Annotated in this window: 15 protein-coding genes; 6 read left to right on the forward strand and 9 right to left on the reverse strand. The window is 61.5% G+C overall.

What is annotated here, in order from left to right; genetic code table 11:
• Nucleotides 1-291: 291 nt before the first annotated feature.
• Both VJV58_RS03065 and VJV58_RS03070 read right to left on the reverse strand, forming a co-directional pair.
• Nucleotides 292-1,494, reverse strand: a complete 1,203-nt coding sequence (locus VJV58_RS03065) for an FAD-dependent monooxygenase (RefSeq protein ID WP_324135869.1) — start codon at nucleotides 1,492-1,494, stop codon at nucleotides 292-294.
• Nucleotides 1,495-1,501: 7 nt separating this feature from the next.
• Nucleotides 1,502-1,747, reverse strand: coding sequence for a zinc-finger domain-containing protein (locus tag VJV58_RS03070; RefSeq protein WP_324135870.1), 246 nt, complete (start codon nucleotides 1,745-1,747; stop codon nucleotides 1,502-1,504).
• 255 nt (nucleotides 1,748-2,002) lie between these two features.
• Between VJV58_RS03070 and VJV58_RS03075 the strand changes: the two genes are divergently transcribed.
• Together VJV58_RS03075 and VJV58_RS03080 are read left to right on the forward strand one after the other, a co-directional pair.
• Nucleotides 2,003-3,148: a hypothetical protein gene (locus VJV58_RS03075; protein ID WP_324135872.1), complete on the forward strand. Its 1,146-nt coding sequence runs from the start codon at nucleotides 2,003-2,005 to the stop codon at nucleotides 3,146-3,148.
• Between the two features lie 48 nt (nucleotides 3,149-3,196).
• Complete coding sequence (locus VJV58_RS03080; protein ID WP_324135873.1) at nucleotides 3,197-3,949, forward strand: alpha/beta hydrolase; 753 nt, start codon at nucleotides 3,197-3,199, stop codon at nucleotides 3,947-3,949.
• Here the strand turns inward: VJV58_RS03080 and VJV58_RS03085 are convergent.
• Nucleotides 3,935-5,347, reverse strand: coding sequence for a hypothetical protein (locus VJV58_RS03085; protein ID WP_414641386.1), 1,413 nt, complete (start codon nucleotides 5,345-5,347; stop codon nucleotides 3,935-3,937). The two genes, VJV58_RS03080 and VJV58_RS03085, sit on opposite strands and share 15 nt — an antisense overlap.
• 239 nt (nucleotides 5,348-5,586) lie before the next feature.
• On the opposite strand from VJV58_RS03085, the gene cysE reads away from it, so the two are divergent.
• The gene (gene cysE / locus VJV58_RS03090; protein WP_324135874.1) at nucleotides 5,587-6,414 is read left to right on the forward strand and encodes a serine O-acetyltransferase; all 828 of its coding nucleotides are present in this window, start codon (nucleotides 5,587-5,589) and stop codon (nucleotides 6,412-6,414) included.
• 166 nt (nucleotides 6,415-6,580) lie between these two features.
• The gene (locus VJV58_RS03095; RefSeq protein WP_079543740.1) at nucleotides 6,581-6,799 is read left to right on the forward strand and encodes a DUF3126 family protein; all 219 of its coding nucleotides are present in this window, start codon (nucleotides 6,581-6,583) and stop codon (nucleotides 6,797-6,799) included.
• Nucleotides 6,800-6,861: 62 nt separating this feature from the next.
• Here VJV58_RS03095 and VJV58_RS03100 read toward each other — a convergent pair whose 3' ends face one another.
• Nucleotides 6,862-7,575, reverse strand: coding sequence for a hypothetical protein (locus VJV58_RS03100; RefSeq protein WP_324135875.1), 714 nt, complete (start codon nucleotides 7,573-7,575; stop codon nucleotides 6,862-6,864).
• A 222-nt stretch (nucleotides 7,576-7,797) separates the two neighbouring features.
• Here VJV58_RS03100 and VJV58_RS03105 point away from each other — a divergent pair, with 222 nt between their 5' ends.
• Together VJV58_RS03105 and VJV58_RS03110 are read left to right on the forward strand one after the other, a co-directional pair.
• Nucleotides 7,798-8,127 (forward strand): DUF6949 family protein, encoded by a 330-nt coding sequence (locus VJV58_RS03105; protein WP_324135876.1) that lies wholly within the window; start codon nucleotides 7,798-7,800, stop codon nucleotides 8,125-8,127.
• Nucleotides 8,128-8,173: 46 nt separating this feature from the next.
• A complete protein-coding gene (locus tag VJV58_RS03110) occupies nucleotides 8,174-8,704 on the forward strand; it encodes a gamma carbonic anhydrase family protein (protein ID WP_324135877.1) in 531 nt (176 codons plus the stop codon).
• Nucleotides 8,705-8,711: 7 nt separating this feature from the next.
• On the opposite strand, the gene VJV58_RS03115 is transcribed toward VJV58_RS03110, so the two are convergent.
• The 5 genes from VJV58_RS03115 to VJV58_RS03135 form a co-directional block, all read right to left on the reverse strand.
• Nucleotides 8,712-8,876, reverse strand: a complete 165-nt coding sequence (locus VJV58_RS03115; RefSeq protein WP_324135879.1) for a ribosome modulation factor — start codon at nucleotides 8,874-8,876, stop codon at nucleotides 8,712-8,714.
• Entirely contained in the window at nucleotides 8,873-9,100 is a 228-nt protein-coding gene (locus VJV58_RS03120; protein WP_324135880.1) for a hypothetical protein, read from the reverse strand. Before VJV58_RS03120 ends, VJV58_RS03115 begins: the two co-directional genes overlap by 4 nt.
• A 362-nt stretch (nucleotides 9,101-9,462) precedes the next feature.
• The gene (locus tag VJV58_RS03125) at nucleotides 9,463-9,960 is read right to left on the reverse strand and encodes a hypothetical protein (protein WP_324135881.1); all 498 of its coding nucleotides are present in this window, start codon (nucleotides 9,958-9,960) and stop codon (nucleotides 9,463-9,465) included.
• Between the two features lie 205 nt (nucleotides 9,961-10,165).
• Nucleotides 10,166-10,663, reverse strand: coding sequence for a hypothetical protein (locus tag VJV58_RS03130; protein ID WP_324135882.1), 498 nt, complete (start codon nucleotides 10,661-10,663; stop codon nucleotides 10,166-10,168).
• Nucleotides 10,663-12,050: glycoside hydrolase family 15 protein (locus VJV58_RS03135; protein ID WP_324135883.1), on the reverse strand; the 1,388-nt coding region annotated here is incomplete at its 5' end. The genes VJV58_RS03130 and VJV58_RS03135, both read right to left, overlap by 1 nt.

Below are 12,050 nucleotides of genomic sequence, written 5' to 3' on the forward strand. Positions count from 1 at the left end.
GCCACCCTCCCCACAAGTGGGAGGGATAAGAAAAAGCGAGCTTCGCTCGCCCGCAATGGGGAAACGGCGTGACGCGCCAACTCCATCAGCGTCGTCCCTGCGGAAGCAGGGACCCATACGCCGTGACGGAGATGATGGAAGACGATGTTCGTTGCTCTGTTCTTCCAAATAATGCGAGCCGGTGGTTATGGGTCCCTGCTTTCGCAGGGACGACCAGCGGAGGGGAGCCCGCCGTATGAGCAACATATCTCACACCGATGCGATGGGCCCCTACCCATGATGCGATGCTGCTTACGGCCGCCAGTTGTAGATCCAAGCCTGGCGCGCGACCAGCCGGCTTCCGCCGATCGCCTTGATCGCGACATCGCGCGCCAAAGCCGCCGGACCGCTGAGATGATAGATCATTCCGTTGCGCTTTGCCGTGCGTTGAACCCGCGCCACCCGCGGACGACGCTCGCGGGCGTAGCGCTCCAGTGCGGCGGAAATCGCTGGTCCGCCGTCGGACTGCGCTTCGGCGAGACATCTAGCCAGCACCGCAGCATCCTCGATCGCCATGCCCGCGCCTTGAGCGGCGAAAGGCAACATGGCGTGCGCCGAGTCGCCCAGCAACGCGATCGCGCCCTGAGTCCATTCGCCGGAATCGGGAACCGTAAACAGCGCGAACCTTCGCCAGTCGTCCACCGCGGTAATCATCATCCGGGCAGCAGAAGGCCACTTCGGCGAGGCGAGTGCGCTCCGGAGTTCATTGCCGTCGCCAACCGCGCTCCACCCCGGCCGATTCCAGGTCCCCGGCACCACGGCCACGATGTTGATCTGGCGCGCGCCGGAAATCGGATAGGCGACCAGATGCGCGTTCGGGCCCATCCACACCTGGACCCCGCGCGAGGCATATTCGCGCGGCAACTGGGTGGCATCGAGCGTTCCGCGCCACGCGATCAGCCCGGAGAATTGCGGTTGGAGTTCGGGAAACAGATGATGCCGGACGGCGGACCAGATTCCGTCGGCGCCGATCAAGGCCAGCGCCAGATCCTGCTGGCGCCTCATGCCATTGCGTTGAACGACAGTCAGGCCCTTGGCATGCGCGGCCACGTCCTCGAATTGGCAGCCAAGCCGCAACTCGATGTCGTGATGCTCTTTGACCTCGGCTTGCAGCGCCGCCTGCAGATCGGCGCGGTGCACGACCCAGTACGGCGCGCTGTCGCAACCGGCAGTGGATTGCCCGAGCGGCAAGCGGGCGACTTCGCCGTTGCTCTGCACGCTCATCAGGCTGATTGTATCGGCGTTGACCGCGCGGGCCGCAAGCCGCGACTGCAATCCGAGCGCAACCAGCACGCGGCTGGCATTGGGCGACAACTGGACGCCGGCCCCGATTTCCTCGAGGCGCTCGGCCTTCTCCAGAACGACGACGCGAAATCCCCGTGCCGCCAGCGCCAGCGAAGCCGTCAATCCTCCGATTCCGGCACCAGCAACGAAGATGGTGCGCGACGCGGCCACCGCTAGATCAGGCTGCCTTGTCCTCTACGACGCATTCGGGCGGGCGGGCCTCGCCGGGTTTGAGGTCAGCGGCGAAACGAAAAAGCGTCGAGCAGTACGGACAGATGATTTCGTTGTCGTTACCGAGGTCCAGGAAGACATGCGGGTGATCGAAAGGCGGATTGGCGCCCACGCACATGAACTCGTGCGAGCCGATTTCGATCACCGCAACGCCTGCATCGTTGTGGAAGTGCGGAACAACATGGTCGGACATCTGTATTCACCTTGCGTGGCAATGGAGCAGCACTCACTCAACACGCCGCAGCAGCATCGGAAGCTGCGCACCATACTGGCCGATACAGTTGATTCCTAGTGCCCCGATCGGTCGTTTGCTCATGCAAATTCGACACAATCTTGTCGTCACAGAGAAGCCCTTCTTTCGTCTGGCCTATCCCTTCTTTCGTCGGAGCCGTTGTGTTTAAAAAACGGCGCACCATTTCAAGCCAGGCGAAAACATGGGGTTTTCGGGATGAAACGGCTGCGGATCGGTTTGGGTTTGTCCGGCGTGGTGCTGTGCGCGTTGACGTGCGCGCTCGTGTGGACGCATGCCCGCGATGCTGCCGTGGTTCTGGCAGCGCAGGACGATCCCGCCGAACTGAGCGACCTCGCGGTGGATTCTCTTGTGCGGAATGATCCGGCGGTGATCGCGGAGAATATCGAAGCCGCGCTTGCGGCCAACGACGCCGATCTCGCGGGTAGTTTTGTCGAACTCGCGATGGCCAAAGACATTCGCCTGAGCGATGAATTGACGAGGCGCGTGGCGGATGCCATCGCGGAACAAAACTCCTCCTCTCATTTCGCCAGGAGTTTTGCAGCCGGGCTCGTGACCGGAAATACCGAGGACGTTGCCAGCCTGTCGGGCACCGTCGCCGGCGATCTCTTTGTGTTCGGCGATATCAGGGATGTGGTGCGGGAAGGCAAGCACCTGGTGATGGGCGAGGACACCGATCGGCTGATACTGGGTCTCGCCGCGGCGGGTCTCGCAGTGACGGCGGCCACCTATGTTTCGCTCGGTGCGATCGCTCCGGCCCGCGCCGGGCTGACGCTGGTGAAGGACGCCCGCAAGGTCGGCCGCCTCGGCGAGCGGCTCACGGAATGGGCTGGCCGCTCGGCGCGGGAAGTGGTGGATGCACCGATGCTGCAGAACGCGGTCGCCACCGGTTCGGTGCTGAGGCCCGGTCAGACCATCGGTGCGATACGGGCCGCTTTCCGCACCGAGAAGGCGGGCGCTCTGTTTCGTGCTGCAAAAGATGTTGGACGCGTCGGCGAGAAGGCGGGTATTCGCGCCGCGCAGGACACGTTGCGCGTGGCCGAAAATCCGAAAGACCTGGCGCGCGCCGCGCGGCTGGCCGAAGCCAGCGGTGGCAAAACCCGCGCGATCCTCAAACTGCTGGGCCGGGGCGCGCTGCTGCTGGCGGTCGGGGCCTTCGACCTCACGATGTGGATAATGGGTGCTCTGCTGGCGCTGTTCGGGCTGCTCTCGTCGATCAAGACCACCACCGAGCGCGTGACCCAGTCTTGGCTCGATCGCAAGAAAGCGCGACGGCTGCGAAACCAGATCGCGTCGGCGGTCTCGCCGGAGGGCGCGATGGCCACCGCCGGCGTAACCGGCTAGCGATCCCCCGCCAGCTTTCAATCAAATCCAAAACCAGCGGAATGCATGATGTCGAGTTTTCACAACGACAAGGTTGAGATCGCCTATCTCGACGAGGGCGAGGGAGAACCGATCGTGCTCGTGCACGGCTTTGCCTCGACCAAGCAGGTGAACTGGGTCTATCCGAGCTGGGTTTCGGAATTGAAACGAAACGGCCGGCGCGTGATCGCGCTCGACAATCGCGGCCACGGCGAGTCCAGCAAGCTCTATGATCCGGAGCTCTATCATATTCCTACCATGGCCGGCGATGTGACCGCCCTGATGGATCATCTTGGCATCGAGCGTGCCGATATCATGGGATATTCGCTGGGTTCGCGCATGACGGCGTGGCTCGCACGCAGCCAACCGCAGCGGTTGCGGTCGGCGATTTTGGGCGGCATCGGAATTGGCCTGATCAAAGGCGGCGGGCCCGGCGAAAACGTCGCCGAGGCGCTCGAGGCATCATCGCTGGACGACGTAACCGATCCGGTCGGGCGCACCTTTCGCGCCTTCGCCGACCAGACTCGCTCGGACCGCCGCGCACTCGCAGCCTGCCTGCGCGGCTCGCGGCGGCTGATGACAGAAGAGGAGGCGGCCGAAATCAAGGTGCCGGTGTTGATCGCGGTCGGCACGGAAGATGTGATCGCGGGCTCAGCGCAAGCGCTCGGCAAAATCATTGCAGGCTCCGAGGTTCTCGATATTCCGAAACGCGACCATATGCGCGCCGTCGGCGACAAGGTCTACAAATCAGGCGTGGTGGAATTCTTGTCAGGACGCAATTAAGTGGCCGGACGCTTTATCGCGCGACGCGAAATACCGGAGGCCGGCGATCAGCACGGTAAAAGTTGCCACCCACACCATGCGTGCGCCGTAGCGATCATGAGGTCCGGATAACACCCCGCAGACAAATGCATTGCCGAGCAGCGCCAACGAGACGGTACCGGCCAGCAACGCAACATCGTCGATGCGACGCCGCCAAATTGAATTCGCGAATATGCCGAAAGCCAGCAGCATCGACGCCAGCGCGACCGGAATATGCAGCCAATTGATGACAGTGAAATTGAGGTCCCAATGCTGCTGATGCGCCGCGCGCATCGCCTTCACCTGCGCCGGGATGTAATGCTCGATGATGCCGTAGGTGTGGGGAATCCAGCCGTTGGTGCCTTCTCCGGTGCCGACGCTAATGAGTTGAATTCCGGTGGCCATGATCGCTGCCTCCGCCTGCCACAGCGGATATTCGGCGAGGGAATGCAGCGTGATGAAACCCATTTCGTCATTCAAACCGTTGAAACGACCGAGCGTGTTGAACATGCTCTTGCCCCACAGAAATTCATCAGCGGTGGCGGGGAGCTGGTCGCGATAGGGACAGAGCTTGAGTTTGGCTTGTGGACAATGATCTCTGAGGTAGCGCGTAACGATGCCATCCTGCAGCATCCGGCCGAATGCGACGCCATAACCTCCGGGCGTCCAGGCCAGTTCGCCGGACAGGGCGAAATTGGCCGCCAGCAGCATTCCGGCACCAGCAACCGCCGTCAGGGTCCCGCGCGCCAGCGGCACGATCGCAATCCGTCCGTTCAAAAATGGCCGCGCCAGCCAGCCAGTGCAGCAGAGCCCGAGCAGCACGGCGAGCGTGGCGCTGTGGGTCGCGGCGGCAAAGGCGGTAAACACAAACAGCGAGAATCTTTCGAGTCTCGAAAGCTTGTCGTCGTGAAGAACGAGAAGAAACAACGAGAGGATCGACAGTCCTGCAAAGATATCCGTCAGCAGCATGCTGGCGAGCCACGGCAGCGCGGTGGTAACGACCAATGCGAGAGCCAACCCCAACGTCCGCAACGGCCCGACAATGCCGAACACCCGGAGCGTCAGCTGCAGGAGCCAAAGCGTGGCCAACGCCTGAATGCCGAGATCGAGCCAAAAACTCGAGCCCTCGCCGAAATGAAGATAAAGGCCGAACACAGTGGAGCGGCTGGGGACGAGATAACCCTCGTACCAGCGGGCCAGATAGCCGCCAGTATCCCATTGAAGCAACGGATACCCGTTCCACAGTGCCGGCGCGAGCAGCATCACGGGGATGGCGACGGCAGATGTCCACGCCCAGGCTGGCTCCGCCGCGCGCGTGCGCAATATATCCGTAGTGATGCTCCGTCCTCCGGACTGACTTTGATCACCATGCCGGGCCAGCGCACTGTACGGAAATCCACCAATAGTTGAAAGGCCCGCTTGAAATCCCGGAATTCCCGACCAATTGGAGCCAATGCTGTTGCGGAAGAGGGCGCCCGTCGCTCCTGGAAATATGTGTCACTTCAATATTTTAGGTTTCGTGTTTCGGTAAAGCCGGGATCAAAAGTTTTGCCAGGGCGGGACAGCCGTCGGCCGTTCGTGCTACAATCGATCGGAAGTTGAGAATGCGAGAGCAGCACATGTCAAAGCATCAGATCAATACGCAGGGCGCAAAGCTTGCCGCGCTCGATCCGATCTGGGATCGCGTCCGCACGGAGGCGGAAGACATCGTTCGTCGCGAGCCGGAGTTGGCGTCCTTTATCTACTCAGTCGTGCTGCATCACGACTGCCTGGAGGACTCGATAGTTCATCGCATCGCGGAACGTCTGGACCATTCGGCGCTATCAGGCGACTTGATACGCCAGACCTATGATGAGGCGCTGCGGGACGAACCGGATTTGGGGAATGCGTTCCGGGCTGACCTAGTAGCGGTATACGACCGCGATCCCGCGACATCGCGGTTCATCGATCCGCTACTCTATTTCAAAGGTTTTCATGCGCTGCAGACCCATCGTCTCGCGCACTGGCTCTATCGCAAATCTCGCAAGGATTTTGCCTATTACCTTCAGAGCCGCTCCTCGGCGGTATTTCAAACCGACATCAATCCCGCCGCCCGGATCGGCCGCGGTATCTTCCTTGACCACGCCACCGGTTTTGTGTGCGGTGAAACGGCTGTCATTGAGGATGACGTCTCGATCCTGCATGGTGTCACGCTCGGTGGCACCGGCAAGGAAAACGAGGACCGGCATCCCAAGATCCGCCGCGGTGTATTGATTGGAGCGGGCGCTAAGATTCTCGGCAACATCGAAGTGGGCCATTGCGCCCGCATTGCCGCCGGTTCGGTGGTGGTGAAGCCAGTGCCGCACAATGTGACAGTGGCGGGCGTTCCCGCCAGGATCGTGGGCGAGGCCGGCTGCGCCGAACCATCGCGCACCATGGACCAGATGCTCAACGCCGTCGGGCTGTGAGGCTTTCGCGCCGGCCGTGGCGTTGATCGGGTTTGGCGCCATGCAATCGAAGCGCGGGCTGCAAGAACTCGTCGGAATGGCGCGGACATTTATGCAAGTTGGACTGGCGGTTCGCTTCGTCTCGTCCTAAACCCTCTCGAAACCTCGAATCCTATTGGAGACTGTTGTGGACGTTCAGGAAGTCAGGAAGCTCGACGCCTATCTCAAGCGTCTGTTTGGCAATCCGAAAATCCGTGTGGTGCCGCGGCCGAAGAAAGATGATTCAGCTGAGGTCTATATTGGAGAGGAGTTCATCGGCGTGCTGTTCGTCGATGATGAAGACGACGACCGTTCATTCCAGTTCCAGATGGCTATCCTAGAGGACGATCTCGTCGAGCAGGGCTGAGGAGAGTTACCTGTCTGATCGGCGTTGTTGTCCCGTGAGCGGCAGATCAGGCGGAATAACGGTCACTCGCGCGGGCCGTGCAATTGCGTCGCCAACCGGTCCATCGCACCGGCCACTTCGCGCCACCTTACAAGCCAGCTCCGTGGAAATCGAAACGTAAGATCGGCACCGGCGAGACGTCGCTCGCTCAGGCACATTCCAGCTGTGGCAGCATCGCGGCTGCAGCGGGCCGCGAGGTTCGGTTCACTCGCAAAGAACAAATCTTCCCGGCTGTAGGGCGTGCCCTCGCGAAACGCCTGGATCGTCAGCCCATCGGGACCGGGACGTGATTGGTCTTCGAGATACCGCGGATAGATCGTACGCACCCGCATATCTGGCGCCATCGCGTCGTGGTGCGCGGTGATCGACAAGAAGATGCGGTCGATGGGCGGCAGAGGTTCGGCCGCCGCATCGCCGCTCAAATGTTTCGGTGCGCCGGGAGGTTCAAGCGAAGGGAAATTGAAGCTGAGATCGACGCGCTCCTGCGGGCCCGAGTGGCGCTGGATTTTCATGCGAACCGCGGCCGTCGGCACATTGAACAGCGTACCTCCGACGCTGACCGGCAGCAGTGCCGATGCGCTGGGGTCTTCCGGAGTCCAGGTCGGCCAGAGCAAGTACGCGATGAGTGCAACCGCGCCCACGGCCAGCGCGCCTGCCACGGTGATGGGAACGATGTGACCACGCGAACGCCCACGTGAACCGCGCGTATGGTGCTGGGCAATCGAAAACGATGTCATGAGCGATGCAATATGGGTTTAGGGAGCGGCGGGCCGAATCACAGGCGAATATGCCATGCGGGAGCGACTTGTCGCGCGATTTCGCGGGCTGAGCGGGATCGCAAGCCATGCGCCGCCGACCGGGGCGGCAATTGCCGTTAACCCTTCCTTAAGGATGATGTGGCGGCGGCCGCGCGATTTTGCGAAGCAATGGAGATTGGCCGTGTAGCGGAAGCTTTTGCTATGTCTCCTGATGCGTTGAATTCCCTGTTCTCGCTTTGCATCGGCTTTGCGCTCGCCGGCGCCCTGACCAGCGGATATCAGGCGCTACTGCAGCAGCAGGCGGGCTTCGGCCTGCTGCAGGATGGAGTCGCGCCAAGGAGTTTCGCGGCTGTTGCTTTCCTGGTATTCGCCGCGCCGTTCATCATTATGCGTAACACGCTCCGCGGCGCGCGGATCGAGCGCCGCCGTTTCGAGTTCGTGATGATGGCAACCATCCTGGCTGGGTTCTGGAGCATGATGTCGGGCACGTTCTTCCTGATGACCTTGCGCGCTGCCGGACTGCTGGCCTGAGTGAACCGGCTATGCCAAAGTCTCCGCAAACAGGAGACTTCTGGAAATGGCGATCTACGAACTTGACGGGCAGGCGCCCCAACTTCCGGCGGATGGGAACTACTTTATCGCCGATACTGCCACGGTGATCGGCAAGGTGCGCTTGCATCATTCAGCGAGCGTCTGGTTCGGCGCCGTCTTGCGCGGCGACAATGAGTGGATCGAGATCGGTGAAAATTCCAACGTGCAGGACAATTCGACCTGTCACACCGATCTGGGTTTCCCGCTGACAATCGGAAAGAATTGCACCGTGGGCCACAATGTCATCCTGCACGGGTGCACCCTGGAAGACGGCGCGCTGGTCGGGATGGGCTCGATCGTCATGAACGGCGCAAGAATTGGCCGCGGCAGCATCGTCGGTGCCGGTGCGGTGATCACCGAAGGCAAACAGTTTCCCGAGCATTCCTTGATCATCGGGGCGCCGGCGCGGGTGATCCGTACGCTCGAGCCAGCCCAGGTGGCGGCGATGGGAGGCGCTGCAAGATTCTACGTCGCCAACGGACCGCGATTCAAAAAGGGCTTGAAGAAGATCGGTTGAACAGGATTCAGCTATCTTCGGACTCGCCCGCTTCCGCCGGGCCCGCAACGCTCTCATATCCAGCCATCCAGAGCGAATGTTGCTCGGTGCCGTCGCGGTAGGGATTGGCTTCGGCCGGAATGTTCTTTCGAGCCGCGCGCTGTCCCTCGTCGAACGGATCGGGATCGCTCATGATCGGCCTTTCCTCGATGTCCTCGATCTGGCGTGATTCACGGGTGTCTTGCTAATTCCGGCGCTCTTTCTGAGTGCGTCTTGGAGGTCGACCGGCACGCCATGCTTCTTGAGCAGATCAGCAAAGGCTTCATCCGCCAATTCCTGAAAATTCGCCATCCTGTCGCGCGCGAGCTGCTTGAGCTTGTCGAACGTGTCATCGTCAAAGGCGATCAATTTGCGCACGATCGGCCAGCTCCTGCATCGCAAGCACGCGGTTCAATGACCACCGATGGAAATCGTTCCGGCCCGGAAATGGCCCTAACGCTGCGCAAGTCAGCAGGCTCGAGTCCCGCACGGACGCTGATGTCTCGGACGCCGAGTTGAGCTCCGCCCAAAACACAAGGCCGTCGGCGCAGTATGACGCTAACGGCCTTGCCGAAACCGGACATCAAATCGGCTCGCGCCATCCGGTGAACGGCATGTTGCGCCAGATTGTGAAAAGCAAATGTGATCCATCTCACTTTGGCGTCAAAAAGTTGGGACGGCGATGGGGCGGTTGTCACGCCTTGGCAGCAGGCAGGCCGGAGGCGTTCCCGTCTGTTTGCTCAATTTGCGCGCTTGCGATCGGCGAGCTTTGGCGAGTCCGATCGGGTCGGGACCGAATGCTTGCGGCTGGATGGAGCGGACGCTTCGGCAGCGCGGGCGCTCGCGAAACTCTGCCGAAGACTATCGATCGCCTCAGTCAATGACGATACCTGGGCGGACAAGCGCTTGCTATCTTCCTGTTGCATGGCGAGCAGCTGCTTTGCGGTCTGCAACTGATCCTGAAGCGTCTGCAATTGGTCAATCGACTCCTGCTGGGTCACTTCCAACGCGCGGGTCTTCTCATTCAGTTCGTCGGAAATTTGCGCCGTGTTGACCTGCAACGAGGTGGTGGCAACGGGCGGCTCTTGTTCGCGAGCCGTACTGGGATGTGCTCGCCACAGAGCCATCGCGCTCGCGCCGAGCACAATGAGGATCAGGGCGCTGGCGGCGAGCGCAATCGGCTGCCTTGCGACACGCGTGCCGCCGCTCTTTGGGTCCTGACGAGCAATCTCGATCATGCTTCAAAGCCCGTGGGAATCGAAGACATCCTTCGCACTTACCACAATCGCAGGTGTGCCGCCCAGCCCCTGCCGCCTGTTTGTAACAGCCCAAAAGGTCCGGCCAGGGCTTGGGGGGAGAGCTGCCCCCGGATAAATCGATAGTAGACGCCCGTTTGATCGAACGAATGCCAGACGGAACCTCGCAGCCCGCAACTTCAGATTTTCAGTGGAACATGGCCTGCTGAAGTTGCATAAATCCGCCCAGCGTCACGCCGTAAACGGTCTGCCCCAAAAGCGTACTCAGCGGTGTGTGATAGCCGTAGTTCATGGCGAGAAATCCCGGTGGCTCCAGCTGACGCGTTGTGCTGGCGCCATGATATTCGGAAGCCATATGCGGATGCACGAGCGGCAGAAGCGGTAGCGCGGCCACCAGCAGAAAAATCCCGTGCACGAGCCCTGCCAAGCCGCCGAACCACCACGTGAAAATGCCGACGCTTTCAAACAGCCAAAAATAAACAAAGGCGAACAGCCAGCCGCCGATCGTGTAGATCGCAAATCCGGTAATTACCGCCCACCTTCGCTGACCTGTGAAGAATGTGCCGAGCAAAAACGGCAGGCTGAGCCGGGAAAAGCCGAGCCCACGACTGCCCTCAAGGATCGACGTCATTGCCACCGTCGCGATCAAGCCCCAGAGCATCAGGTGCAGGAGCGAGCCGGACATCAGGCCGATTGCCTCTCGGTTGCTCGCTGGCGGCGCGCCTTCTGCAGCGAGAGCGCCGCATAGAGCAAGCCGACGTGCGTGAAAGCTTGTGGGAAATTGCCGAGCGCACGCCCGTTTTGCGGATCGAGTTCCTCACTGAACAGGCCGACATCATTGGCATATCCGACAAGGCGATCGAAATAATGCTCGGCGTCTTCGATCTCGCCGCGCTCGGCGAGATGATCGACGGCCAAAAAACCGCAGATACCGAACGCCCCCTCCTCGTCGGGCAAGCCGTCGGTGCCAGGGCGATAGCGATACAGCAGGTCTCCGCGCCCCAACTCCTCGTGAACGCGTCGATAGGTCGAGATCATGCGCGGCTCCCATGCATTTTTGTAGCCGACACACGCCATCAGCAGCAGGCTTGCGTCAACCTCGCGCCCATCGAGTTCGCTCGTGTAGCTGTCGATTGAGGCATTGAAGCCGCGTACTTCAATGCAGCGTCCGATGGCGTCGCGCTGGCGGCGGAATTGCTCGGCCAGCCGGCCGAGCCTGAGCAGGCCGCGCCTGTCGAGCGCGAGCAGTCGGTCGAGCGCAACCCAGCACAGCACTTTCGACAGCGTGTACTGCCGGCGCGGGTCGGGTATTTCCCAGATGCCATTGTCCGGCTCGCGCCAGATCTCGCACACGGTCTTACCGAAGCCGCGCAGCATGCGCTGCTCGGTTGCGTCAAGTTCGTGCCCGGCGCCGGCAAACACGTCCGCCGCCAGGATCACCTGTCCGTAGGCATCGAGCTGCAATTGATCGCTGGCGTTGTTTCCGACCCGCACCGGGCGCGACCGGCGATAGCCGCCGAGGTGGTCGAGCTGCTGCTCGCGAAGCTGGGTACGGCCATAAATATCGTACAGAACATTCAGACGCGGCCAACTGAGCCGCGTCGCATGCAGCAGCCAATCGAGATAGGCCTGCCCCTCGCCGTGAAAGCCAAGGCCAATGAAGGCGCTCATTGTCAGCCCGGCATCGCGCATCCAGCAATAGCGGTAGTCCCAATTGCGGCTGCCGCCGAGCGTCTCCGGCAGCGACGTAGTGGCTGCCGCAATCAGCGCACCGGATAGACACGAGTTTAGCAGCTTGAGCGTTATCGCACTGCGTATGACCGCATCGCGCTCGCGTCCCTCGAACCGGCATTGGCGCGCCCACGCGCGCCACCAAGCGAGCGTGCGCGCGCATCGCTCCTCCGCCTCGGTGCCGAGCGGCGCCACGCTTGCCATATCGTCTTTGACGTAGGTGAGACTGAAATATTCGCGCTGCCCGGCGTGCAGCAATCGCCTGCCTTGCAGGCCGGAAGCCGAGCGCGTCAATTGGGCGTGTGCGTTGAGAAGCAGCAATTCGTTCGCCCATTGCCAAC

This window comes from Bradyrhizobium sp. (assembly GCF_035273305.1).
Lineage (GTDB): Bacteria > Pseudomonadota > Alphaproteobacteria > Rhizobiales > Xanthobacteraceae > Bradyrhizobium.

What these genes read in the sequence shown, in the direction of transcription:
- VJV58_RS03130 (WP_324135882.1), bottom strand. Translation starts at nt 10,663, where the DNA reads ATGTCCGGCTCGCTCCTGCACCTGATGCTCTGGGGCTTGATCGCGACG.
- VJV58_RS03110 (WP_324135877.1), top strand. Translation starts at nt 8,174, where the DNA reads ATGGCGATCTACGAACTTGACGGGCAGGCGCCCCAACTTCCGGCGGAT.
- VJV58_RS03115 (WP_324135879.1), bottom strand. Translation starts at nt 8,876, where the DNA reads ATGAGCGATCCCGATCCGTTCGACGAGGGACAGCGCGCGGCTCGAAAG.
- VJV58_RS03105 (WP_324135876.1), top strand. Translation starts at nt 7,798, where the DNA reads ATGTCTCCTGATGCGTTGAATTCCCTGTTCTCGCTTTGCATCGGCTTT.
- cysE (WP_324135874.1), top strand. Translation starts at nt 5,587, where the DNA reads ATGTCAAAGCATCAGATCAATACGCAGGGCGCAAAGCTTGCCGCGCTC.
- VJV58_RS03125 (WP_324135881.1), bottom strand. Translation starts at nt 9,960, where the DNA reads ATGATCGAGATTGCTCGTCAGGACCCAAAGAGCGGCGGCACGCGTGTC.
- VJV58_RS03080 (WP_324135873.1), top strand. Translation starts at nt 3,197, where the DNA reads ATGTCGAGTTTTCACAACGACAAGGTTGAGATCGCCTATCTCGACGAG.
- VJV58_RS03070 (WP_324135870.1), bottom strand. Translation starts at nt 1,747, where the DNA reads ATGTCCGACCATGTTGTTCCGCACTTCCACAACGATGCAGGCGTTGCG.
- VJV58_RS03075 (WP_324135872.1), top strand. Translation starts at nt 2,003, where the DNA reads ATGAAACGGCTGCGGATCGGTTTGGGTTTGTCCGGCGTGGTGCTGTGC.
- VJV58_RS03100 (WP_324135875.1), bottom strand. Translation starts at nt 7,575, where the DNA reads ATGACATCGTTTTCGATTGCCCAGCACCATACGCGCGGTTCACGTGGG.